At 58.8% G+C, this 24,057-nt stretch carries 14 protein-coding genes, 1 tRNA gene and 2 pseudogenes; 8 read left to right on the forward strand and 9 right to left on the reverse strand.

Features of this window, described 5'->3' with window-relative positions:
- Positions 1 to 23: 23 nt before the first annotated feature.
- Positions 24 to 389 carry a glyoxalase superfamily protein gene (locus tag ACQRAX_RS10575; RefSeq protein ID WP_412037367.1) on the reverse strand — a complete coding sequence of 122 codons (366 nt, stop codon included), beginning with the start codon at positions 387 to 389 and terminating at the stop codon, positions 24 to 26.
- 164 nt (positions 390 to 553) lie between these two features.
- On the opposite strand from ACQRAX_RS10575, the gene ACQRAX_RS10580 reads away from it, so the two are divergent.
- A complete protein-coding gene (locus ACQRAX_RS10580; RefSeq protein ID WP_412037368.1) occupies positions 554 to 952 on the forward strand; it encodes a RidA family protein in 399 nt (132 codons plus the stop codon).
- 55 nt (positions 953 to 1,007) lie between these two features.
- Here the strand turns inward: ACQRAX_RS10580 and ACQRAX_RS10585 are convergent, their stop codons facing one another.
- Entirely contained in the window at positions 1,008 to 3,425 is a 2,418-nt protein-coding gene (locus ACQRAX_RS10585) for a glucose/quinate/shikimate family membrane-bound PQQ-dependent dehydrogenase (protein ID WP_412037369.1), read from the reverse strand.
- A gap of 169 nt (positions 3,426 to 3,594) precedes the next feature.
- On the opposite strand from ACQRAX_RS10585, the gene ACQRAX_RS10590 reads away from it, so the two are divergent.
- Entirely contained in the window at positions 3,595 to 5,307 is a 1,713-nt protein-coding gene (locus ACQRAX_RS10590) for an amidase (RefSeq protein WP_412037370.1), read from the forward strand.
- Between the two features lie 144 nt (positions 5,308 to 5,451).
- On the opposite strand, the gene ACQRAX_RS10595 is transcribed toward ACQRAX_RS10590, so the two are convergent.
- Positions 5,452 to 5,526: transfer RNA gene (locus ACQRAX_RS10595), tRNA-Gln, on the reverse strand.
- 230 nt (positions 5,527 to 5,756) lie between these two features.
- Between ACQRAX_RS10595 and ACQRAX_RS10600 the strand changes: the two genes are divergently transcribed.
- A complete protein-coding gene (locus ACQRAX_RS10600; RefSeq protein WP_412037371.1) occupies positions 5,757 to 6,137 on the forward strand; it encodes a RidA family protein in 381 nt (126 codons plus the stop codon).
- A 124-nt stretch (positions 6,138 to 6,261) separates the two neighbouring features.
- Entirely contained in the window at positions 6,262 to 8,259 is a 1,998-nt protein-coding gene (locus ACQRAX_RS10605; RefSeq protein WP_412037372.1) for a peptidase U32 family protein, read from the forward strand.
- Between the two features lie 35 nt (positions 8,260 to 8,294).
- On the opposite strand, the gene ACQRAX_RS10610 is transcribed toward ACQRAX_RS10605, so the two are convergent.
- Entirely contained in the window at positions 8,295 to 9,197 is a 903-nt protein-coding gene (locus ACQRAX_RS10610; protein ID WP_412037373.1) for a LysR substrate-binding domain-containing protein, read from the reverse strand.
- 152 nt (positions 9,198 to 9,349) lie between these two features.
- Here ACQRAX_RS10610 and ydiJ point away from each other — a divergent pair, with 152 nt between their 5' ends.
- Positions 9,350 to 12,370: a D-2-hydroxyglutarate dehydrogenase YdiJ gene (gene ydiJ / locus ACQRAX_RS10615; RefSeq protein WP_412037374.1), complete on the forward strand. Its 3,021-nt coding sequence runs from the start codon at positions 9,350 to 9,352 to the stop codon at positions 12,368 to 12,370.
- Between the two features lie 385 nt (positions 12,371 to 12,755).
- Positions 12,756 to 13,928, forward strand: a complete 1,173-nt coding sequence (locus ACQRAX_RS10620) for a DUF2252 domain-containing protein (protein WP_412037809.1) — start codon at positions 12,756 to 12,758, stop codon at positions 13,926 to 13,928.
- 7 nt (positions 13,929 to 13,935) lie between these two features.
- Here the strand turns inward: ACQRAX_RS10620 and ACQRAX_RS10625 are convergent, their stop codons facing one another.
- Together ACQRAX_RS10625 and katG are read right to left on the reverse strand one after the other, a co-directional pair.
- Positions 13,936 to 14,874, reverse strand: coding sequence for a Ppx/GppA family phosphatase (locus ACQRAX_RS10625; RefSeq protein WP_412037375.1), 939 nt, complete (start codon positions 14,872 to 14,874; stop codon positions 13,936 to 13,938).
- 356 nt (positions 14,875 to 15,230) lie between these two features.
- A complete protein-coding gene (katG, locus tag ACQRAX_RS10630) occupies positions 15,231 to 17,486 on the reverse strand; it encodes a catalase/peroxidase HPI (protein ID WP_412037376.1) in 2,256 nt (751 codons plus the stop codon).
- Between the two features lie 625 nt (positions 17,487 to 18,111).
- On the opposite strand from katG, the gene ACQRAX_RS10635 reads away from it, so the two are divergent.
- Positions 18,112 to 19,407: an OmpP1/FadL family transporter gene (locus tag ACQRAX_RS10635; RefSeq protein WP_412037377.1), complete on the forward strand. Its 1,296-nt coding sequence runs from the start codon at positions 18,112 to 18,114 to the stop codon at positions 19,405 to 19,407.
- Positions 19,408 to 19,594: 187 nt separating this feature from the next.
- Here ACQRAX_RS10635 and ACQRAX_RS10640 read toward each other — a convergent pair whose 3' ends face one another.
- Both ACQRAX_RS10640 and ACQRAX_RS10645 read right to left on the reverse strand, forming a co-directional pair.
- A complete protein-coding gene (locus ACQRAX_RS10640; protein ID WP_412037378.1) occupies positions 19,595 to 20,638 on the reverse strand; it encodes a hypothetical protein in 1,044 nt (347 codons plus the stop codon).
- Between the two features lie 436 nt (positions 20,639 to 21,074).
- Positions 21,075 to 21,959 (reverse strand): annotated as a pseudogene (locus tag ACQRAX_RS10645) (IS5 family transposase); the annotation flags it as partial.
- 98 nt (positions 21,960 to 22,057) lie between these two features.
- On the opposite strand from ACQRAX_RS10645, the pseudogene ACQRAX_RS10650 reads away from it, so the two are divergent.
- Positions 22,058 to 23,218, forward strand: a pseudogene (locus tag ACQRAX_RS10650) (IS3 family transposase).
- Between the two features lie 69 nt (positions 23,219 to 23,287).
- Here ACQRAX_RS10650 and ACQRAX_RS10655 read toward each other — a convergent pair.
- Entirely contained in the window at positions 23,288 to 23,959 is a 672-nt protein-coding gene (locus ACQRAX_RS10655) for a DUF3313 domain-containing protein (protein WP_412037379.1), read from the reverse strand.
- Positions 23,960 to 24,057 lie beyond the last annotated feature (98 nt).

The following is a 24,057-nucleotide window of genomic DNA, read 5'->3' on the forward strand; positions in this document are numbered from 1 at the left end:
GTGCCAGACAGGTAAAGAGCCATTCAGCCCTCGATTTGCTGACAAAAGCGCAGGCGATTGCCGAACGGGTCGGCGATTTCCATCTGCAGGCCCCAGCCGACACGTTGTGCTTCAGGGCGCGAATAGCCGTAACGCTTGTCGGCCAACTCGCGCTGCAGGGCAACAATGTCCTCGACACGGGCAAATACCGTCGAACCTGGCGTCGCGTCGCCATGATGCTCGCTCAGGTGCAGAATGAGGTCGTCGCGGCGGATTTGCGCGTACAGCGGCAGGTCCGGCTCAAAGCGGTGCTCCCAGTCCAGAGTAAAGCCGAGGAATTCGAGGTAGAACTCCTTGGCTTTTTCAACGCAAAAGATACGCAGGACCGGAATGGCGGGGGCGAGGTGCATGTTGTGAAGTCCTTGTCAGCTGTTGGGATGCGCAGTTATAGCTGAACCTCGTCGCCGTTACCAAGTGCCAGCGTGGTTGTGAGAGCTGACCGGCATTGGAATGGCTTGACCTCGACTTAACTTGAGGTACGACACTGCCCACTCTTTTACGATGGAGTGCCGCCATGTTCCAGCTGTCCAACCCCGAAGGCCTATACGATCCCAGTATCAATGCTTATTCCCACATCGCCCAAGTCAGCCCTCAGGCCCGGCTCCTGTACATCGCCGGGCAAGGTGGTGAGGATAGCGAAGGGCGCCTGCCTGCACGCTTCTCCGAGCAGGCCAGACAAGCCCTGGCCAATGTGCAGACAGCTTTGCGTAGCAGAGGCGCTGGGCTCGGGGATGTGTTCAAGCTGACCCTGCTGATCGTCGATCACTCAGAGGAAAAACTGCAGCAGTGGGCCACCGAAGCGGAGCGTGCCTGGGGGCCTCAGATGAAGCCCGCTTGCACCTTGATCCCGGTCCCCAGGTTAGCGCTCGATGGCATGCAGATCGAGATCGAGGCCATCGCTGCATTGGCTTAGAAGGTCGCCTTGGCCTGCAATGATCGCGGACAATGCCCGCGATCAGGGAGGCGAATCAAGGCAGGGCGTAAGCCATTACATAGTCGCCACGGTCGCGCGACTGACGGGCGCCACCGGCGGTGATGACGATGTACTGCTTGCCGGTTTTCGGCGATACATAGGTCATCGGGCCACCCTGGCTGCCTACTGGCAGGCGGGCTTTCCAGACTTCTTCACCATTGCCGCTGTTGAAGGCGCGCAGGTAGAAGTCCTGGGTGCCGGCAATGAACACCAGGCCGCCTTGAGTCGACAGGGTGCCGCCGAGGGTCGGCAAGCCAACCTTGATCGGCAGGTGCATACGGATACCCAGCGGGCCGGTATCTTCGACAGTGCCAACCGGCACCTGCCAGGCGACCTTTTGCGTCTTCATGTCGATGGCGGTGAGGGTGCCAAACGGCGGGGCCTGACACGGAATGCCGGCCACCGAGAGGAAGCGGTTCTTGTTCACCGCATACGGCGTGCCCTTGAGCGGCACAGCGCCCATGCCGGTGTTCAGTGCTTCGCCACCGGAGGCGGCCTGGCCGTTGTTTTGCGATGGGATCATCTGAATCCACAAGCCCAAGCGCATGTCGTTGACGAAGATAAAGCCATGTACCGGATCGGTGGAGATGCTGCCCCAGTTCATGCCGCCGAGCGAGCCTGGGAAGCTCAGCGACAGGTCGGTGCCTGGCGCGGTATAGAGACCGTCGTAACGCATTTTCTTGAAGTCGAGGCGGCACAGCAGTTGGTCGTAGGGGGTGGCGCCCCACATGTCCGACTCCGTCAGCTGTTGCGCACCGATCTGCGGCATGCCTACCGATTTCGGTTGGGTTGGCGAGTATGGCTCATGAGGGATGTTGCCCGGCTTGACCGGTGTTTCCACCACTTCAGTCAGTGGCTTACCAGTGGCACGATCGAGCACGTAGATTTGCCCGGCCTTTGTCCCGATCACCACCGCGGGGACGGACTGGCCGTCAGCTTTGGTGAAGTCGATCAGGCTCGGCTGCATCGGCAGGTCGAAGTCCCAGAGGTCGTTGTGCACGGTCTGGTATACCCACTTTTCCTCACCGCTGCTCGCATCCAGGGCTAGCACCGACGCGCCGTATTTGTGGTTCAGCGCAGTACGTTTGACACCATAAATATCGGTAGACGAGCTGCCCATCGGCAAGAACAGGGTGTTCATGGCCGGGTCATAGGACATCGGCGCCCAGCTGTTGGGGGTGCTGCGCACGTAGCTGCTGTCGCCGCTTGGTGCGTTACGGGCCTCGGGGTTGCCCGGGTCGAAGGCCCAGCGCATCTGTCCGCTGATGACGTCGAAACCGCGGATCACTCCGCCTGGCATGTCGGTCTGGACGTTGTCGGCAATACGCCCGCCAACCACCACGGTGGTACCGGCCATCAGCGGCGCCGATGACAGCTGGTAGTAGCTGTCCGGGACGTTGCCCAGGCCAGCCTTGAGGTCGACCTGGCCGTTGTTGCCAAAGCCTTGGCAGAACTCACCGGTATCGGCATCGACTGCAATCAGGCGGGCGTCGATGGTGTTGGTCAGCAGGCGTCGCTGGCAGTTGGCGCCGGCAGGTACGTTGGCTGGGATGATTGCCGAGCTGTTCGCTTGCGTCGGCTGCGCGATGGGTGCGGTGGCATCGAAATAGGCCATGCCGCGGCAACGTTGCCAGACCGCCGATTGGGCGTTGATCTGACTCTTCCACAGCGCTTTGCCGCTATCGGCATCGAGGGCAATCAGGTTGTTGTGCGGGGTGCAGATGAACACCTTGTTGCCAACCTGCAGTGGGGTCAGTTGATCTTCAGCGCCGTTGCCGTCGCTGATGGCCACATCACCCGTGTGATAGGTCCAGGCCACTTGCAGTTGGTTGACGTTGCCGCGATTGATCTGATCCAACGCGGCAAAGCGGCTACCGCCTTCGGTGTTGCCATAGTGGGCCCAGTCTTTCTGGGCGTTGGTAGGATCGACTGGGGTCAGGCCCGGGCCATTGCCGGTGGGAGCGACAGTGGGATGGGCGACGAACATATTGCCCGCGGCAATCAGCAGTGCGACGGCCAGTACGCCTGCTACGCCGTAGGCGCCCCGGCCGGGTGTGGCACCGGTGGCGCGCGCCAGCAAGGGATAGATCAGCGCCAGCACACAGCCGATCGCAGCGAACATGAACAGGCGCGAGAACAGCGGCCAGAACACCAGTCCAACATCGGCCAGCGCCCAGATCGCCGTAGCGGCCAGGAACGCGGCATACAGCCAGGCCCCTGAAGGCTTGCGGCGGGCCACCAGCAGGCCGGAAACAGCCATGATCAGGCCGCCAATCAGGAAGTACCAGGAACCACCCAGGCCCACCAGCTTCACGCCACCGGCGGCCAGTGCCAGGCCGAGCAGGGCGATGACGATGCCCAGGCCTACCAGGATGAATGTTGAGGCGCCAGAGGTGCGCGAGGCTTGCTTCATATCGAAAAAAACTCGAAGTGGGGAGTGGTCGAATTATACCCTTAGCAAGCTAATTAACAAGTTAGTACATTTTAGACCTTCGGATCATCAGCGGCTCTGTTGCTTTAAAAGTAGTGTCAGGGTTTCATGGTGCGCATTGCTCAACCTTCAGCCGCAGGCAGTAACAAGCATGATCGAAGTCACTGAAGTTTCCATCGCCGAGTTGCGTGCAGCGCTCGAATCCGGCCAGACCACCTCGGTCGAATTGGTCCAGGCTTATCTGGCCCGTATCGACGCCTATGACGGCCCCACCACAGCGACTGCGCTCAATGCCGTGATAGTGCGCAACCCCGAGGCACTTGCCGAGGCGCAGGCGGCCGATGCCCGTCGGACCAAGGGTGAGGCCCTCGGGCCGCTCGATGGCATTCCGTATACAGCCAAGGACAGCTACCTGGTCAAAGGCCTCACCGCCGCTTCCGGCAGCCCAGCGTTTGCCGAGCTGGTGGCTTACCGCGATGCATTCACCATCGAGCGTCTGCGTGCTGCCGGTGCTATTTGCCTGGGTAAGACCAACATGCCGCCCATGGCCAATGGTGGCATGCAACGTGGCGTCTACGGCCGCGCCGAAAGCCCGTATAACGCGGATTACCTGACCGCGCCTTTCGCTTCGGGCTCATCCAATGGTGCCGGTACTGCGACCGCCGCCAGCTTCGCCGCATTCGGCCTGGCAGAAGAAACCTGGTCGAGCGGGCGCGGGCCAGCCTCGAACAACGGCCTGTGTGCCTATACACCTTCGCGTGGGGTGATCTCGGTACGCGGTAACTGGCCGCTGACGCCGACCATGGATGTCGTTGTGCCGTTTGCGCGGACCATGGCCGACCTGCTCGAAGTGCTTGATGTGGTGGTCGCCGAGGATCCCGACACCCGTGGCGACCTGTGGCGCATGCAGCCATGGGTGGCGATCCCTAGCGTCGCCTCGGTGCGTCCGGCGTCGTATCTGGAATTGGCGGCCACACCCGCTGCACTCGCCGGCAAGCGCCTGGGTATCCCGCGCATGTACATCAATGCCGATCCTGAGGCGGGCACCAGTGAGAACCCGGGCATCGGTGGCCCGACCGGTCAGCGCATCAATACCCGGCCAACGGTCATCGCCCTTTGGGAGCAGGCGCGTAAGGCCCTCGAAACGGCCGGTGCCGAAGTGATCGAAGTGGATTTCCCGTTGGTGTCCAATTGTGAGGGGGACCGCCCTGGTGCGCCGACGGTGTTCAATCGCGGCCTGGTCTCCAAAGAGTTCTTGCATCATGAGCTGTGGGACCTGACGGCGTGGGCCTTCGATGACTTCCTGCAGGCCAACGGCGACCCCAAATTGAACCGCCTGGTCGATGTCGATGGCCCGAAAATCTTCCCTCACGATCCAGGTACGCTACCCAACCGCGAAGGCGACCTTGCCGCCGGTATGGACGAGTACGTACGCATGGCCGAGCGCGGCATTACCCCGTGGGACCAGATCAGCACCGTGCCGGATGGCCTGCGTGGCTTGGAGCAGACACGGCGCATCGACCTGGAAGACTGGATGGATGCCTTGCAGCTTGATGCTGTGCTGTTTCCGACCGTTGCCGATGTCGCTCCGGCCAATTCGGATGTCGATCCAGCGTCGGCGGACATTGCCTGGAGCAACGGTGTATGGGTTGCCAACGGCAACCTGGCCATTCGTCACCTGGGGGTGCCGACGGTTACTGTACCGATGGGGGTGATGGCGGACATTGCTATGCCGGTCGGGCTGACCTTTGCCGGGCGCGCCTATGATGATTCGTCGCTGCTGCGGCTGGCGGCTGCGTTCGAATCCACCGGCTCCAAGCGCCTGGTGCCGCCGCGCACGCCACCGTTGGTAGCGGGCAAGTAACTGCAAGGGCAGGGTTGGAGCGCCACCGCTCCAGCCTTGGTTGTTCAATGGTCGTGCAGCGAAACTGAGGTGCGCGAAATCGTGACAGAAGTGTCGAGTAGACGCCTGTCGGCAAAGATTTTCAGTTGGATCAGCAGAAGAAAATGGCAGGGGCGGCTGGATTCGAACCAACGCATGGCAGGATCAAAACCTGCTGCCTTACCGCTTGGCGACGCCCCTGTAGCTGTTGCGACGAGTGTCTGGCACCCGCTTGAAGAGATCCACTGCAACGAACAGCATGTGCCGTTGCGGGAATGCGCGGAAATTTACCAACTTTTTTCCCGTCTGTGAAGAGCCAGGGCAAATAAATTGTTTTTAAAACAGCCGGTTACTGTTGGGGAGTGCCAGGCATCATAATGCCCTGGACACGTTTCACTGCCTTTTTCACCTCTTTTGAGCAGGATATTTTCATGGCCAATCACGACATCAGTTTCCTTCCCGATTCTGACGCAGACTCCATTTCCAGTGACGTTGCCGGCTTTGCTGGGCTGCTGGTTTCCACCCAGATTCCGACCCGCGCCGATGGCAGCCTGGAGCTGGGCGATATTACCGCGCAGAGCGAGTGCACCCTGCAGGCACTCAAAGTCGCGCTAGAGCGCGTCGGCAGCTCCATGGATCGCGTCCTGCACCTGACCATCTACCTCACTGACATGGCTGATCGCGCTGCTTTCAACGAGGTCTACCAGCGCTTCTTCGCCAAGCCCTGGCCAGTCCGTGCCGCGGTGGGCGTGGCGTCGTTGGCGGTGGAAGGTATGCGGGTAGAAGTGACAGCGATGGCTGCCAAGGCATAAAGCAACTACAGCGCCCACAAGTCGCCGACGATGGCTGCGCAGCAGTTCGGCGGCCTGTGGGTGCTGGTCATGCGTTTCGCGCTACAATGCGCGCCTTGACCGTGACAAGCCTGACTAAAAAAACATGTCCTTACCCAAGCATCACCTGGAACTGCTCAGCCCCGCCCGCGATGTGGCTATCGCCCGTGAGGCCATCCTGCATGGCGCCGACGCCGTATACATCGGTGGCCCAAGCTTCGGCGCGCGCCACAATGCCTGTAACGAGGTGGGCGAGATCGCTCAGCTGGTGGAGTTTGCCCGCCGCTACCATGCGCGGATCTTCACCACCATCAACACCATCCTCCACGATAATGAACTGGAGCCAGCGCGCAAGCTGATCCACCAGCTCTACGATGCCGGTGTCGACGCGCTGATCGTCCAGGACCTGGGGGTGATGGAGCTGGATATTCCGCCAATCGAGCTGCATGCCAGTACCCAGACCGACATCCGCACGCTGGCGCGGGCCAAGTTCCTCGATCAGGCCGGCTTTTCGCAACTGGTGTTGGCTCGCGAGCTGAACCTCAAGGAAATCCGCGCCATCGCCGACGAAACCGACGCGGCGATCGAGTTCTTCATTCACGGTGCGTTGTGCGTGGCCTTCTCCGGCCAGTGCAACATTTCCCACGCCCAAACCGGGCGCAGTGCCAACCGTGGCGACTGCTCCCAGGCGTGCCGCCTGCCGTATACCCTGAAAGACGAAAAGGGCGGAGTGATCGCCTACGAAAAACACCTGCTGTCGATGAAGGACAACAACCAGAGCGCCAACATCCGCGCGCTGGTCGAGGCCGGTGTGCGTTCGTTCAAGATCGAAGGGCGCTACAAGGACATGGGCTATGTGAAGAACATCACTGCCTACTACCGCCAGCGCCTGGATGAAGTCCTCGAAGACCGTCCGGACCTGGCCCGCGCTTCCAGTGGCCGTACCGCGCACTTTTTCGTGCCCGATCCGGACAAGACCTTCCATCGCGGCAGCACCGACTATTTCGTCAGTGAACGCAAGATCGACATCGGTGCCTTCGATTCGCCGACCTTCACCGGTCTGGCCGTGGGGGTGGTGGAGAAAGTCGGCAAGCGTGACCTGCAAGTAGTCAGCCACGAGCCGCTGTCCAACGGCGACGGCCTCAATGTGCTGGTCAAGCGTGAGGTTGTGGGTTTCCGCGCCAACATCGCCGAGCCCAAGGGCGAGTTCGAGGAAGACGGCGAGAAGCGCTACCGCTACCGCGTCGAGCCCAACGAAATGCCCAAGGAGATGTACCAGCTTCGGCCAAACCACCCGTTAAGCCGTAACCTCGACCACAACTGGCAACAAGCGCTGCAGAAGACCTCAGCCGAGCGTCGCGTTGGCCTGTCGTGGGTTGCATGTTTGCGTGAAGCGCGTTTACAACTGACCGCCACCAGCGAAGAGGGCATCAGTGCCAGCGTCGTCCTCGACGGCCCGTTCGGGGTGGCCAACAAGCCAGAGCAAGCCCTGGAGCAGTTGCACGACTTGCTCGGTCAGCTGGGCACCACCCAGTACCATGCAACGGCCATCGAGCTGGATGCGCCGCAGGCGTACTTCATCCCTAACTCGCAGCTCAAGGCCTTGCGCCGCGAAGTCATCGAAGCGCTGACTGCTGCGCGTATCAACGCCCACCCACGTGGTGGACGTAAAGCGGAAACCACGCCGCCGCCGGTGTATCCAGAGTCGCACTTGTCATTCCTGGCCAACGTCTACAACCAAAAGGCACGCGACTTCTATCACCGTCACGGGGTCAAGCTGATCGACGCGGCCTATGAGGCCCACGAAGAGAAGGGCGAAGTGCCGGTGATGATCACCAAGCACTGCCTACGCTTCTCTTTCAACCTTTGCCCGAAACAGGCCAAGGGTGTCACCGGCGTGCGCACCAAGGTTGCGCCGATGCAACTGATTCATGGCGATGAAGTGTTGACCTTGAAGTTCGACTGCAAGCCGTGCGAAATGCACGTGATCGGCAAAATGAAGGGTCACATCTTCGATTTGCCGCAACCGGGCAGCGTGCAACAGGTCGTCGGCCACATCAGCCCCGAAGACCTGCTCAAAACCATCCCCCGCGCTCCGCACTGAGTGGCCGCGAGCGCGGCGTCACGTCGCGCTCGCCCTCAACCATTCAATTCATTGCCCGCCTTATCCAGCAGCCAGCGCCGGAACGCTTCCAGCGCTGGCAATGCCTGGTTGCGCGGCGGGTACACCAGGTAATAACTGCGCGCGCTGGCAAAGGGCAGGGCGGGGCTACTCAGTTCGCCACTGGCCAGTTCATCGCTGATCAGGATCTTTGGCACCAGGCCAATGCCGATATCGGCACGCACCGCCTGGATCAAGTGTGACGTCAGTTCGAAGCTCGGCCCCAGGCGCATGGCCTGGTGGGCCAAGCCGTGGTGCGTGAACCATTCGCCCCAGGCATTGGCGTTGTTGGCGACACTGAGCAGCACTTGCTGGCTGATGTCCTTGGCGCTCCACTGCGGTTTGCTCGCCGCTAGGGTCGGCGACAGGATCACCATCAGTTCTTCGGCGTGCAAACGATGGCAGACCAGCCCTGGCAGGTCGCTGGTGGCAACCACGATGGCCGCGTCGATGCCGCTGGTGGCGAAGTCCACCGGTTCAATCCGTGAGTTGATGTGCACCAGTACCTCGGGATGGCCACGATAGAACTCATGCAAACGCGGCAGCAACCATTTTGAGCCGAAGGTCGGCAGGGTCGCCAGGCGCAGATTACCGCCTCCGGCCTGGTGGGCGATGGCATGCAAGGTGGCGCTGCGCACCCGTCCCAGGGCTTCGCTGATTTCGCGCTGGTACAGCCGTCCGACCTCGGTTAGCTTGACCGTCCGGCCTTCACGGCGGAACAACGTCACCCCCAATTGTTGCTCCAGGGCCTGCACCTGGCGGCTCACCGCGCTTTGAGTCAACGCCAGTTCTACGGCGGCGCGGGTATAGCTCTCGTGACGCGCGGCGGCTTCAAAGGCCAGCAGCAAGGACATGGAGGGGGTGAGATTGCGGTAATTCATTCGTAAAAGTCATCAAAGGCTGCGGGAATATCCGTTTGTGCCTGGCTCCAGGCTGCGGGATCATTGGCATCATCCACTACCTGGCGGTGTACTGACCATACCGTTTCAGCAAGTATTCATGATTAGCCTGACATAAATGAGGCCATCCCCCGATGATCGCCCGACTGACCGGCACCGCACCGGACACGCTCTACCCTGATTTCCTTGAAGCCCTGCGCAGTGCTGGTTTCCGTGGCCAGCTCAGCGCTGACTACGCCACCCGTACGGTGCTGGCCACCGACAACTCGATCTACCAGCGCCTGCCCCAGGCTGCAGTGTTTCCTCAGGACGCCGAGGATGTCGCGCGCATCGCCGCGCTGATGGCCGAGCCGCGCTTCAAGGCGGTCAAACTGACCCCGCGCGGTGGCGGCACCGGCACCAACGGCCAGTCGTTGACCGACGGTATTGTCGTCGACCTGTCGCGACACATGAACAGCATCCTCGAAATCAACGTCGAGGAGCGCTGGGTACGGGTTCAGGCCGGCGTGGTCAAAGACCAGCTCAATGCGGCGCTCAAGCCCCATGGCCTGTTCTTTGCTCCGGAGCTGTCGACCTCCAACCGCGCTACTGTCGGCGGCATGATCAACACCGACGCCAGCGGTCAGGGCAGCTGCACCTACGGCAAGACTCGCGATCACGTGCTCGAACTGCACAGCGTGCTGCTTGGCGGCCAACGTCTGCACACCCGGCCATTGACTGACGCCGAGCTGGAGGCAGCCTGTGCCGAGCCCGGCCGAGCTGGCGAGGTGTACCGCACCGCCCGGCAGATCCAGGAAACCCAGGCCGAGCTGATCGAGAAAATTTTCCCCAAACTCAACCGTTGCCTGACCGGCTATGACTTGGCGCACCTGCGCGACGAGCAGGGGCGCTTCAACCTCAACAGCGTTCTGTGCGGCGCTGAAGGTTCGCTGGGTTATGTGGTCGAAGCCAAGCTCAATGTGCTGCCGATCCCGAAATACGCGGTGCTGGTCAACGTTCGCTACATCAGCTTCATGGATGCCCTGCGCGATGCTAACGCGCTGATGGCGCATAAACCGCTGTCGATCGAGACCGTGGACTCCAAGGTGTTGATGCTGGCGATGAAAGACATCGTCTGGCACAGCGTCGCCGAATACTTCCCCGCCGACGCTGAACGCCCGACGCTGGGCATCAACCTTGTAGAGTTCTGCGGTGATGACCCGGCTGAGGTCAACGCGCGGGTACAGGCGTTCGTCGCCCACCTGCAGAGCGACACCGGTGTCGAGCGTTTAGGCCACACCCTGGCCGAAGGTGCCGAGGCGGTGACCCGGGTCTACACCATGCGTAAGCGCTCGGTGGGCTTGCTCGGCAACGTCGAGGGCGAAGTGCGTCCGCAGCCGTTCGTGGAAGACACCGCCGTACCGCCAGAACAACTGGCTGACTACATTGCTGACTTCCGAGCCTTGCTCGACAGTTATGGCTTGGCCTACGGTATGTTCGGTCACGTCGATGCCGGGGTGCTTCATGTACGCCCGGCCCTGGACATGAAAGACCCGACCCAGGCAGCGCTGGTCAAGCCCATCTCCGATGCCGTGGCGGCGCTGACCCTGCGTTATGGCGGGCTGCTCTGGGGCGAGCACGGCAAGGGCCTGCGTTCGGAGTACGTGCCGGAGTACTTCGGTGAGCTGTACCCGTCGTTGCAAGCGCTCAAGGGTGCATTCGACCCGCACAACCAGCTCAACCCGGGAAAGATATGCACCCCGCCCGATAGCGCTCAGGGCCTTATCAAGGTCAACGAAGCGCCCATGCGCGGTGACTTCGACCGGCAGATCGACGAGCGCGTCTGGCAGAGTTTTGGCAGTGCCGTGCACTGCAACGGCAACGGCGCCTGCTACAACTACGACCCCAACGACGCCATGTGCCCGTCATGGAAAGCCACCCGTGAGCGCCAGCATTCGCCTAAGGGACGGGCGTCGCTGATCCGTGAATGGCTGCGCCTGCAGGGAGCCGCCAATATCGACGTGCTGGCTACTGCCCAGGACAAACTCGCCTGGCTCAAAGGCCTGCCGACGCGCCTGCGCAATAACCTGTCGCGGCAAAAAGGCGAGGCTGACTTTTCTCATGAAGTCTACGATGCCATGGCCGGCTGCCTGGCCTGTAAGTCTTGCGCGGGTCAGTGCCCGATCAAAGTCAACGTGCCGGAGTTCCGCTCGCGCTTCCTTGAGCTGTACCACGGACGTTATCAGCGGCCATTGCGTGATTACCTGATCGGCTCGCTGGAGTTCAGCATCCCGTACCTGGCCTACGCCCCCGGGCTGTACAACGCGGTGATGGGCTCGAAATGGGTCAGCCAGTTGCTGGAGCGCCATGTCGGCATGCTCGACAGCCCGTTGATCAGCCGTTACAACCTGCAGGCCACGCTGACCCGCTGCAATGTGCGCATGGCCAGCATTCCGGCCCTGCGCGAACTGACGCCAGCTCAACGTGAACGCAGCATCGTATTGGTCCAGGATGCCTTCACCCGCTACTTCGAAACCCCGGTGCTGGCCGCTTTCATCGACCTGGCGTATCGCTTGGGTCACCGAATCTACCTGGCGCCTTACAGTGCCAATGGCAAGCCGTTGCACGTGCAGGGCTTCCTCGGCGCCTTCAACAAGGCAGCGATCCGCAATGCCCGCCAACTCACTGCTTTGGCTGAGTGTGGTGTGCCGTTGGTGGGCCTGGACCCGGCCATGACATTGGTCTACCGCCAGGAGTACCAGAAGGTCCCGGGCCTGGATGCCTGTCCGAAAGTATTGTTGCCGCAGGAATGGTTGATGGAGGTGCTGCCCGAGCAGCCGACCCGAGCCACTACCACTTACCGGCTGATGGCCCACTGCACCGAGAAGACCAACGTGCCGGCCAGTACCCGGCAGTGGGAGCAGGTGTTTGCCCGCCTGGGCTTGAAGCTGTCCACCGAAGCCACTGGCTGCTGCGGCATGTCCGGCACCTATGGCCACGAAGCGCGCAATCAGGACACCTCGAAGACCATCTTCGAACAGTCCTGGGCGGGCAAACTGGATAAAGAGGGTGAAGCACTGGCGACCGGCTATTCCTGCCGCAGTCAGGTCAAGCGCCAGGCGGACCGCACCTTGCGCCATCCGTTGGAAGTGCTGTTGCAACAGCTCAGCGCTTAATGACGTTCGCCCTGGTGCACAAGGATGTGCCCGGTGGCGAATACGTTCGTCCGCTTCGACTCTTTGGGTTTACGCAATAGCGGATGCCCCGAAAAGAGTGGTGCTACGCTTGTAACAACCAGCGTTGAGCATAGGAGCCGACATGTCTCCCCGTAAAAATAAGCCTGCCAACGCTTCAACGAAAAAATCCGCAGCCAAAATGGAAGAGGTGGTGTTCCGTTCGCGCAAGGAGCGCCTGACCGCCGGTGAACAACTACGCGCGCGTCAACCCCATGCGTTGCACGCTCAGTGGAAGCCTGCGCGCAAACACCGTGACCCGATTGAACTACTGGAAAAGTCCAACCGCTATCGGCTGGCCAACCTGATTCCGGTGCGCTACGGACGTATGCTGCGCAGCCCGTTCACCTTCTTGCGCGGCTCTGCGAGTTTGATGGCGCACGATCTGGCCATGACTCCGACCACTGGCATTCAGGTACAGGCCTGTGGCGATTGTCATCTGTTGAACTTTGGCTTGTTCGCGACACCTGAGCGCAACCTGATTTTTGATATCAACGATTTCGACGAAACCCTTCCCGGCCCCTGGGAATGGGATGTAAAACGCTTGGCAATCAGTTTTGTGGTGGCCGCACAGGATAACCGGCTTAGCGAAAAAGCAGCGCGGGCTGCCGCCATGGAGTGTGTGCGGGCTTACCGTGAGCGCCTGCGTAAGCTTTCGAAACTGAGCCCGTTAGAGGTTTGGTACGATCGCTTGGACGCGCAAATGATCATTGATATGGCGCCGACGTCGGAAATCAAGAAATTCCGAGAGCAAATCGTCGCTAAGGCCAAAGTGCGCGTCGGCGATTACCTCTATCCCAAAATCAGCAGTGAAGTGGCGGGGCGCAGGCGCCTGATCGACCAACCGCCGATACTCTTTCATGTCGACGAAAAGAATTTCGTCGAGCGCGCCCGTGAGGCACTGCAAGGCTATCGATTGTCGTTGCCACATGAGCGGCGGGTGCTGTTCGATCGTTACCGTCTTGAAGACATTGCCGTTAAAGCCGTCGGTATCGGTAGCGTGGGTACGTATTGCTTTGTCGGTCTGTTCTTTTCCGCAGAAAATCACCCGCTGTTGCTGCAGTTCAAAGAAGCTTGCCCTTCGGTATTGGCGCCTTATGCCGGCAAGAGCGAGTATGACAATCAAGGCCAGCGCGTGGTTACCGGGCAGCGACTGATGCAGTCTTCCAGCGATATCTTTCTCGGCTGGACCCGGGGGCAACAGGGCAGGGACTACTTTGTACGTCAGTTGCGTGACATGAAAATGTCCGCGCCGATTGAAGGGATCTGCGCACTGCGCCTGAAAATGTACGCCCAATGGTGCGGTAGCACTTTGGCACGTGCCCATGCCAAATCAGGCGATGCGGCGCTGATCAGTGGCTATCTGGGCAAAACCGACAGCTTCGACCAGGCCATCGGCAGCTTCGCCGTGGCCTATGCCAAGCAAAATGCGAAAGACTATGCAGCGCTGATAGCGGCGGAGAAATCCGGGCGCATTACCGCGCTGATGGAAGAGGAGTGATCCCGGCTCAGGCGCGGCTTTGCATCAAACTGTGCAGCACACCAAAACGCAAGCCGGGCTCGGACGGCATCATCTCGGTTATGCCGAAGGCCTTGAACGCTGCCAGCATGATTGCCAGACCACCTGGCAGCGCGCTTTGACGGTGCGCTTGCAAGCCAGCAAAACGGGTACTGTTGAGGTGCCCGGCTTCGAGCAGCAGCACCGACAGGCGCAACAATCCCCGATAGGTAATGCCGCCTTCGCCACAGTCGTTCAAGGCATTGGCGCGCAATACTTTGGCCAGCATCCGCGCGGTGCCTGACGAGCCAATTGCCTGCTGCCAGCCCAGGTGCCGGTAGCGGCGGGCGACTTTCTCGAACTGCAAGGTAGCGGTGCGCTCGGCGTTCAGCAGGGCCTGGGCGCACACCCGACCATCGGGGAAAAAACGCGTGCTCCAGGTGCCGCTGCCGATGCACAGACTTTCAGTTAGCAGCGCCTGATTGCCGCAGCCGAGGATCAACTCGGTGGAACCACCGCCGATGTCTACCACCAGGCGCATGGTGTTGGCCGCCGGGATGCGGTGGCTGACCCCGGCATACACCAGTTGCGCTTCTTCCTCGCCGGAGATGACGTCGATGGGAAAGCCCAGATGACGCTGGGCATCACTCAAGAATCGATTGGCATTGGCGGCCTCGCGCACGGCACTGGTGGCCACTGCACGCACACGTCCTGGCTCGAAATCGCGCAGTTTTTTGCCGAAGCGGGCGAGTGCTTGCCAGCCGCGGGCCAGTGCCAATTCATCGAGGCTGCCGTCGTGCAGGCCCTCGGCCAGACGCACGGGCTCGCGCAAGGATTTCACTTCCTCAATCTGCCATTGGCGATTGCGTTTGACCGGTTGGCCGATCACCATGCGAAACGCATTGGACCCCAGGTCAATGGCCGCAAACAGAGAAGTGTCGCTTTTCATCGGGTGGTCCTTGCACGTTCATCGGTCAGCGCTACGAAGCGCTGGCGATGAGTGTCTACCCGATTAATGACGTGAAGATGACAGTGCCGGCATGCGGCAAAGATTGTTGCGCTTACAGCGGCGAGATGGTCCCTAGTGCGCCAATACCAATGGCCAGTAACAGAAAGCCAACCACGAAAAATCCAAGCTTGCCCATAGCAACTCCGAATTGAACAGGAACCAGGCAGATGCCTTGTAGTGCCTACATTGTCGGAGTCTCAGGTTGTTCATTACAGATGCAGATAACGCAGAAAAATACGGATCAGAATAAAAGCGCCGGGCCCTGATGCCTCAGGGTCCGGCGTTATTGCGCGCCTTTATGCCTGGTCAAAACGGTCCAGGTTCATCACTTTGGTCCATGCAGCGACGAAGTCTTTGACGAACTTGTCTTTGGCATCGTTACTGGCATACACCTCGGCCAGCGCCCGCAATTGGGCATTGGAACCAAACACCAGGTCGACGCGGCTAGCGCTCCATTTCAGCTCACCGGTTTTACGCTCGCGGGCTTCATAGCTGTCGTTGGCGCTGGAGGTGGGTTTCCATTCCACGTTCATGTCCAGCAGGTTCTGGAAGAAGTCGTTGGTCAACTGCTCCTTGCGTTGGGTGAACACACCTTGGTTGTTATTGCCGAGGTTATTGCCCAGCACCCGCAGGCCACCGATCAGTACGGTCATCTCTGGTGCGCTGAGGGTCAACAGTTGTGCCTTGTCCAACAGCAGCGCTTCGGGCCTGACCTTGACCCCGGCCTTGACGAAGTTGCGAAATCCATCGGCAGCCGGTTCCAGCAGGCCAAACGACTCGACATCCGTTTGCTGTTGGGTGGCATCAGTACGACCCGCTGAGAACGGCACGGTGACGTTAAAGCCTGCGCTTTTCGCCGCCTGCTCGACACCCGCATTACCGGCCAGCACGATCAGATCGGCCAAGGAGATTTTCTTGCCGCCACCCTGAGCGTTGAAGTCATTCTGGATGCTTTGCAACTTGCCGAGCACTTGCGCCAGTTGCGCCGGCTGGTTGGCTTCCCAGTCTTTCTGCGGCGCTAGGCGCAGACGCCCGCCGTTAGCACCACCGCGCTTGTCCGAGCCACGGAAGCTCGACGCTGCGGCCCAGGCAGTAGACACCAGCTGCGACACAGACAGGCCCGAAGCCAATACCTTGGCCTTGAGAGCAGCGACGTCAGCGTCGTTCACCAGAGCATGGTCAACGGCCGGAATCGGATCTTGCCACAACAGCTCTTCATTCGGCATTTCCGGGCCGAGGTAGCGCGACAGGGGGCCCATGTCACGGTGTATGAGCTTGTACCAGGCACGGGCAAAGGCGTCAGCCAATTGCTCGGGATGGTCTTTGAAACGTCGGGCAATCGGCTCATAGATCGGATCGAAGCGCAATGCCAGATCCGAAGTCAGCATTCGCGGTTCCTGTTTTTTTGCGGGGTCAAAGGCGTGTGGAATCTGGTTGGCACCTGCACCGCCTTTAGGCTTCCATTGATTGGCGCCAGCCGGGCTCTTGGTCAGTTCCCAATCAAAGCCGAACAGGTTCTCCAGGTACTCGTTGCTCCACTGCGTGGGAGTCGACGTCCAGGTCACTTCAAGGCCGCTGGTGATGGTATCGGCACCTTTACCACTGCCGAATTTATTGCGCCACCCCAAGCCCTGTTCTTCAAGGCCGGCGGCTTCCGGTTCCGGGCCGACGTTATCGGCCGGGCCGGCACCGTGGGTTTTGCCGAAGGCGTGGCCGCCGGCAATCAGTGCTACGGTTTCTTCATCGTTCATCGCCATGCGGCCAAAGGTATCGCGGATATCCTTGCCCGAAGCGATGGGGTCAGGGTTGCCTTCCGGGCCCTCCGGGTTCACGTAGATCAGGCCCATCTGCACCGCGGCCAACGGATTTTCCAGGTTGCGTTCACCGTTGCCCGTGCGGCTTTCTTGCTCACTGGGGGAGGGTTCGGCCACCAGCGGCACGTCGCCCGGCGGCTGGGCCTTGCCATAGCGGGTGTCGCCACCGAGCCACTTGGTCTCTGAGCCCCAGTACACATCCTCATCCGGCTCCCAGACGTCAGCGCGGCCACCGGAGAAACCGAAGGTCTTGAAGCCCATGGATTCCAGGGCAACGTTACCAGTGAGCACGATCAGGTCAGCCCAGGAGATGTTCTTGCCATACTTCTGCTTGATCGGCCAGAGCAGGCGTCGGGCCTTGTCCAGGCTGACGTTGTCGGGCCAGCTGTTGAGCGGGGCAAAGCGCTGCTGGCCGGAACCGGCACCACCACGGCCATCACCGATGCGATAGGTTCCGGCGCTGTGCCAGGCCATGCGGATGAACAGTGGGCCGTAGTGACCAAAGTCGGCCGGCCACCAGTCTTGGGAATCGGTCATCAGCGCCCGCAGGTCTTGCTTGAGGGCCGCGAAGTCCAGGCTCTTGAAGGCTTTGGCGTAGTCGAAACCTTCGTCCATCGGATCGGACAAGGAAGAATGCTGGTGCAGGATCTTCAGGTTCAGCTGGTCGGGCCACCAATCTCGGTTGGTGGTGCCACCGCCAGCGGCATGGTTGAACGGGCATTTTGACTCATTTGACATGACTGTTTCACCTCTGGATGGACTCACCCCACAATCCGACCCGTTTTGCCAAACGAGTAGAGATGAGTGAAATCAATGACATCGGTTCAAGGCCAGCGCTTCGATCAACGAATCGATGATGGCCATCACGGACAGCTCAGCGGCAATCTCGTTATCGGCCAGGTGACGTACCACGGGAAGAGCAGCTGTAGCCGCTTTGTTACTGCCTTCCCAGAAGCCATCCGGCCGGATCAGTGCAGCGATAAATATAGGCTAGACGTGGGTAATGGCGAGGGCTAATAGCGTGAGTATTGGGAGGTGATAGAGGGAGCCTTTTAGAATGAGGCACAGGGGCATTGGCGCAAGGTTCCCTTTCAACGCGATCACTCTCTCCAAGAGCGTTGGCCGTTATATCCTTTTTCCGAGCGCCTGCGCAGCAAGGTGGACCTTGCTCGGAGCTGGCCATTATGTAGTGGTCTAATGAATAGGAGCAGTTGAACTGCAAAAGCAGAGCACTGGCACGATTGAAAAAACGTGTCTAGGCTCAGAGTGCTAAAGATAGATGCTCTCTATCTAGAGACTGATCAATAGCGTCAGCGTGTATAGGAATTATCGTTGTTATTTCTGTTTGGAGTAATTTTAGGGCATGAATGCATTTAAGTTCTTGCTAGTGCGTGGGGTATTTCCTGCTTTTATTCTGAGCGGAGTGTCTGGTGTTGCCTCAGCAGGTGGTCTGATGCTTTATGAGGTGGGGCAGGAAGGCGCTGGGCTGGCCAACGCGGGAGCAGCCGTATTAACAACCGATCCCAGTATCCAGATGAACAACCCGGCAGGCCTGACTGAACTCTCGGGTACCCAGGTCAATTTGAACGGACAACTGCTGTTGGGCGCCATAAATTTTTCCCGTGATGGCGACAACAGTTTCGACGGGAATGAGGGTGGTAATGCCTTAAAATATTTCCCCTCCAGTAGTTTTTTCATCAGCCATCAGCTTGATGATCGCGCCAGTATTGGTTTCAGCATCGTCGGAAATTTTGGCATGGCCCTCAACTACGATGACGACTGGGCCGGTCGATATTTCACGCAAAAAGCATCAATCATTGGTGTCGCTTTTCAGCCAACCTTTTCCTACAAACTGACGGACAATCTTTCGTTCGGATTCGGTCCACGGATCATGGTTGGCCGCTATGCTACCAATGTGGCGATTAACAACAATCCACTGGGCTTACGTGATCACGATGATGGCCAACTTAAATATCGTGCACATGACTGGGGGAGCGGTGGGACGGTAGGGGTGTTTTACCACCTCGATGACCGCACCAAACTGGGTATTTCCTATGTCAGCCAGATAAAACTGAAGTTCAGCGACGAGCCAGATCTCCACGGTGTCAGTAACCCCATCCTGGCAGCTGCGCTACGTCGGGTGAATGCTGATGAATTGGATGTCGACATGAAGATTCCGCAACTGGCGCTGGCAAGTATCTCTCACCAGTTGGACGATCAATGGACGCTGCTGGGAAGCGTCGGATGGCAAGATTGGAGCGAATTCGGAAAGCTGGGCGTGGAGATTGACGGAAATCCAGACGGCTCATCGGTGTCGCGCCAGATCGATCGTCAATACAAGGATACTTGGCATGCCTCGATCGGTGCGCAGAATCAGATGTCGCGGAAACTGCGGATTAATATGGGGATTGCCTACGATTCTTCGATGGTCGATGATGAAGACCGCACAGTGGACGTTCCGGTAGGTGAAGCCTGGCGTTTTGCGACCGGGCTGAATTACAAGGTAGATGAATCCATGGCCTTCAATCTCAATTACACATTAATTTGGATGGGGGGCATGAGTGTTGAGCAGAGCAAACGCTCTGGGCAGACCTTGTCAGGAGATTACAAAAGAGCTGCGATTCATGTGTTGGGTGGCGGCGCTACTTGGCGTTTCTGAGCCTGAAGGGGCGACAACCTGCTGTGTACCAGGCTGACACCGCGACAGTCGCCGCCCCCCCCAAAAAAAAATAGCCATTGATTCGAGGAGGCGGGCAGCCTCAGTCCGGCGAACTGGCGCAGGATGATGGCCTCATGCACTGCCTCGTCCATGCCGCCACCTGATCCACCTTCCTTTGTAGTCTGGTTCAATAGCTTGAAAATGGATTTGGGATGATTGGGATGAACATGAAGCGTAAGTTGAAGTCTGCATCGTAGTCATCGCCCTTGATTACACTGTACTGGAATTCTACCGCCCAACGCACCGGTAGTGAGCCAAATTTAGTGACATTCGAGTAACCCAGACCGATAGGGAAATTCACTTTTTCGCCACTGTCAGCTTTCCAGTTGACGCGCACGTTGGGTGTCATGCCTACCAACTCTGTGCCGCTCAACCGATAGTTCAGGAAGTATTGGATATCGGTTTGGCTAGTGTCCTCGCGGTCGCTGTCACCTGAGTACGACCACCAATGCTGGGCCAGTGCGCCGATGTTCCAGCCTCCAGGGTTAGGCGCCAAGGAGGCCAGCAGGAATGCCGGGCCCGCTTGATATTTGCCCTGGCCGAGCACATCGTGTTCTGCCGTTGGGAAAATCTGCGTGATACCTGCCCCCCACACTAAACCATCATCGCGAGCAGGCCCCGCGAGGGTCATGAGTGCAGTATCGCCAAAACCAGTTGTACGGTCATTGAATGGGTAGTTGCGACTGGACAAGTCTGAACTGGGGATGTTTCCAGGACGTCCCTGCAGCGCATGACCGAAGCTTTCGTCCATCGGTGTGGAGGAGTATTGGATGACTGGACGAACAATCAGGTTCCAGTCGTCGTCACCGAAACTAATCGGGAAGGACATTACCGGTTGAAAGTTCGTAGTGTTAGTCCAGCGCCCGTTGCTGGGAAGTGCGTCGTTATCGCCATCCTTGTGGGTATAGTCATTTTGTAGCCAAAGCATCCACGCCGCGCCCAATGGGTTTGCGGACATTTTGGCGAGTTTTTCTAGCTCTGCTTGGCTAGGCCCTTTAGCTTTATCATTGGCTAGATTAGAGGTTTCGGGAGCCTTTTTTTCAGACCTGACTGTTGGCTCTGCTTTGTCGACAGTTTGAGCAAGAAGTGACTCTGGAAGAAATCCGGTAAAGGCTACTGCCAAGACAGCATGCCCTAACAGGTTGACTTTAGTTCTATTATTTCTATTCATGAGTTCCTCTCTGGAAGGGCGCATTCGAATCTGGATGCTTTCGTGCTATTTCATGTGTGCTTCCGAATCTGCTGAATTATTTCTGGACGTGCATAAGTCCAATGTCGACTGACTCAACATGCATAATCTCTAGTCTTATAGACCGGTGTGTAGGTGGTTTTGGGACAGGAGATCGGATGTGACCGTTCTTCAGGTAAAAATTAACGAAATGCTGTTACCCAGCGTAGCTGTTGTCCTCGATTGCGCAAACATAAACGGATGTTGTGTCGCGTGTGCTTCTCTTCTGGCGAGCCACATAATTAATGTTATCTCCTGCGGGACGGGCGATGTGTTTAAGCTGGGAAGGTTGTTACAACATAGTTCAACTGCAGCGCTATGAGGCTATGTAGTGGTCTAATGAATCCGGACACCCATTTAGGGATGGTCTGAAGTAGCTCGCTAGACCACGGAAGCGCGTCTTCACATAACCGAACTGCCGTTTGATCACCCGGAACGGGTGCTCGACCTTGGCGCGCACTTGGGCCTTGGCCTTCTCGATCTTGCGCTTGGCTTTGTACAAAGGGCTGCGCTTACCCAGCTTCTTGTATGTACTGCGGCGGGCGGCAATCTGCCAGATGACCTCTCGGCCTTCATGTTCAGGGCGTTTCTCGACGCCGGTGTAACCCGCGTCGGCGCCGACCATGTTTTCCTCGCCGTGCAGCAGTTTGTCGACTTGGGTGATATCCGCCACATTGGCCGCCGTGCCCACCACGCTGTGCACCAGACCCGACTCATCATCGACACCGATGTGCGCCTTCATGCCGAAGTAGTACTGGTTACCCTTCTTGGTCTGGTGCATTTCTGGGTCGCGTTTGCCGTCCTTGTTCTTGGTCGAACTCGGCGCATTGATCAGCGTGGCATCGACAATGGTGCCTTGGCGCAACGACAGGCCTCGATCACCCAGATAGCCATTGATCACGGCCAGGATGCCAGCAGCCAGCTCGTGTTTTTCCAGCAGACGACGGAAGTTGAGGATCGTGGTTTCGTCGGGAATACGCTCCAGCCTCAGTCCGGCGAACTGGCGCAGGATGGTGGTCTCGTACAGCGCTTCCTCCATCGCTGGATCGCTGTAGCCAAACCAGTTCTGCATCAGATGTACGCGCAGCATCGCCATCAACGGGTAGGCCGGACGGTCACCATCACCTTTCGGGTAATGTGGCTCGATCAGGGCAATCAAACCCTGCCACGGCACCACCTGATTCATCTCGATCAGGAACAACTCTTTGCGGGTCTGCATACGCTTGCCGGCATACTCGGCATCGGCGAAGGTCATTTGCTTCATCGGAAAACTCGGCGGGTGAGTCCGGGCATTTTGCCAAAATCAGGAAGTCTTCTTCAGGATTTCCTTAGGCGAGAATGCTCGCCACAGAGAGGTGTCTGATGACCAAGCAACGCCGTACCTTTACGCCCGAGTTCAAGCGCGAAGCCGCCAGCCTGTGCTCGATCAGGGCTACAGCCATATCGAAGCAGCTCGATCACTAGGGTTGGTTGAGTCTGCCCTGCGCCGCTGGGTCAACCAGCTCCAGCAAGAACGAGGCGGTGTCACTCCGACCAGTAAGGCGCTCACACCCGAGCAGCAAAAAATCCAGGAGCTGGAAGCTCGGATCAATCGGCTGGAACGGGAAAAATCTATATTAAAGAAGGCCACCGCGCTCTTGATGGCCGAGGAACACGAGCGTTCGCGTTAATCGATCAACTCCGTTCTGAGGAGCCTGTTGATCTGTTGTGCTCGATATTTGAAGTCACCCGATCTTGCTACTACGCACACTGCCGAAAACGTCGAACTCCCGACGTTGAGCGGCTGGTTTTACGCAGCCGTGTGAACGAATTGTTCACCCAAAGCCGCAGTGCCGCAGGCAGTCGAAGCATTATGTTCATGATGCGCGAGGACGGCATAGAAATCGGGCGTTTCAAGGTGCGCAAGCTGATGAGCGAAATGAAGTTGATCAGCAAGCAACCCGGCTCACATGCCTACAAAAAGGCGACGGTCGAGCGGCCGGATATTCCGAACGTGCTGGATCGAGAGTTCAGCGTATCGGCACCCAATGAGGTCTGGTGTGGTGACATCACGTATGTCTGGGCTCAAGGTCGCTGGCACTATTTGGCGGCTGTGATTGATCTGTTCGCCCGCCGCGTGGTGGGCTGGGCGTTTTCATCGAAGCCCGATGCCGACCTGGTAATCAAGGCCTTGGACATGGCCTATGAGCAGCGTGGTCGACCTCAGAATGTGCTGTTTCACAGCGACAAGGAAGCCAATACGGCAGCCGAAGCTTCCGTCAGCGACTGTGGCGCTATCGTTTTAAGCAGAGCATGAGCCGGCGTGGAAACTGCCACGACAACGCGCCGATGGAACGGTTGTTTCGCAGTTTGAAAACGGAATGGGTACCGAGCGTGGGCTACATGAGCGCTACGCTGGCACAGCAGGATATCGGCCGGTTTTTGATGCAGCGCTACAACTGGCAACGGCCACATCAATTTAACAGCGGGCTGGCGCCCGCTGTGGCCGAGGAGAAACTTAACGCAGTGTCCGGGATTAGTTGACCACTACACTATGGCCTTGCCTTGGCAGAAGGACCGCCCTGGCACCGACGGTCCTCCTGATTCGCCCGCTTACTGGGTTTTGAGGTGTTGATAGGATTTGGCCATATCCTGTGCCCAGATATTAAGCACCGCCCGGAAGTCGGTGGCTTGTACGACCTGCGATGAGTTGTCGAGGTCTGCACCGGCGCCTTTGCGTACCACTTCAGCTACCACTTTGTTGCTGGCGCTGTCGATGAACGCGGCTTCTGTGGCAAGGGTGGTGTCTTGGTCGCGGATACCGGTCGCGGCGCTGACGCCCGCGGCCACCAGGGCGATAGGGATTACTTCGTAAGGGCGCAGACCCTTGGTAGAAGCGCTGACCGCGGTGATGGCTGGTCGCACTACCAGGGTTTGTGGGCCGGGGCCGTTAGCCAACGGCAGCTCTTTGGCAAAGGCTGTTTTCAGCGCCTGGTCGTAATACTGGGTGATGCCTTTTAGGGTATTTGCAGGCAGCTTTTCGGTCGGTTGTGGCTGTGGGTACAGCTGGCTGGGCTCAAGATAAACGCTGGTGTAGCGCTTCACATCCATACCGGGTTGAATCCAGCGCATGACCGATGCCCCAGAAGGCGATGTTTCTTCTTTGAGTTGGCTGTAATCCTTCAAAAAGCCCGAGTACTGGTCGGGTTCGACATACTTACTGGCGCACCCCGACAGCGCGAAAGAAAGCACGCACAACGATGCGGCAAGTGATCTGATTTGCATATGAAGCTCCAGTGTTGTCAGCAGTGACGTGAGCATTGGTAAAACTAGTCGGTTTTCTCCAGAAAGCCGATCTTTTCCATAGAAATATCAACGATCAG

This window comes from Pseudomonas sp. UM16, from assembly GCF_050312595.1.
Lineage (GTDB): Bacteria > Pseudomonadota > Gammaproteobacteria > Pseudomonadales > Pseudomonadaceae > Aquipseudomonas.

Bases quoted from the DNA above. Each gene is read 5' to 3' on its own strand.
- ACQRAX_RS10575 (WP_412037367.1), bottom strand. From the start codon at position 389: ATGCACCTCGCCCCCGCCATTCCGGTCCTGCGTATCTTTTGCGTTGAA.
- ACQRAX_RS10625 (WP_412037375.1), bottom strand. From the start codon at position 14,874: ATGAAAAGCGACACTTCTCTGTTTGCGGCCATTGACCTGGGGTCCAAT.
- ACQRAX_RS10620 (WP_412037809.1), top strand. From the start codon at position 12,756: ATGCTGCGCAGCCCGTTCACCTTCTTGCGCGGCTCTGCGAGTTTGATG.
- ACQRAX_RS10635 (WP_412037377.1), top strand. From the start codon at position 18,112: ATGAATGCATTTAAGTTCTTGCTAGTGCGTGGGGTATTTCCTGCTTTT.
- ACQRAX_RS10590 (WP_412037370.1), top strand. From the start codon at position 3,595: ATGATCGAAGTCACTGAAGTTTCCATCGCCGAGTTGCGTGCAGCGCTC.
- ACQRAX_RS10585 (WP_412037369.1), bottom strand. From the start codon at position 3,425: ATGAAGCAAGCCTCGCGCACCTCTGGCGCCTCAACATTCATCCTGGTA.
- ACQRAX_RS10600 (WP_412037371.1), top strand. From the start codon at position 5,757: ATGGCCAATCACGACATCAGTTTCCTTCCCGATTCTGACGCAGACTCC.
- katG (WP_412037376.1), bottom strand. From the start codon at position 17,486: ATGTCAAATGAGTCAAAATGCCCGTTCAACCATGCCGCTGGCGGTGGC.
- ACQRAX_RS10610 (WP_412037373.1), bottom strand. From the start codon at position 9,197: ATGAATTACCGCAATCTCACCCCCTCCATGTCCTTGCTGCTGGCCTTT.
- ACQRAX_RS10605 (WP_412037372.1), top strand. From the start codon at position 6,262: ATGTCCTTACCCAAGCATCACCTGGAACTGCTCAGCCCCGCCCGCGAT.
- ACQRAX_RS10655 (WP_412037379.1), bottom strand. From the start codon at position 23,959: ATGCAAATCAGATCACTTGCCGCATCGTTGTGCGTGCTTTCTTTCGCG.
- ACQRAX_RS10580 (WP_412037368.1), top strand. From the start codon at position 554: ATGTTCCAGCTGTCCAACCCCGAAGGCCTATACGATCCCAGTATCAAT.
- ydiJ (WP_412037374.1), top strand. From the start codon at position 9,350: ATGATCGCCCGACTGACCGGCACCGCACCGGACACGCTCTACCCTGAT.
- ACQRAX_RS10640 (WP_412037378.1), bottom strand. From the start codon at position 20,638: ATGAATAGAAATAATAGAACTAAAGTCAACCTGTTAGGGCATGCTGTC.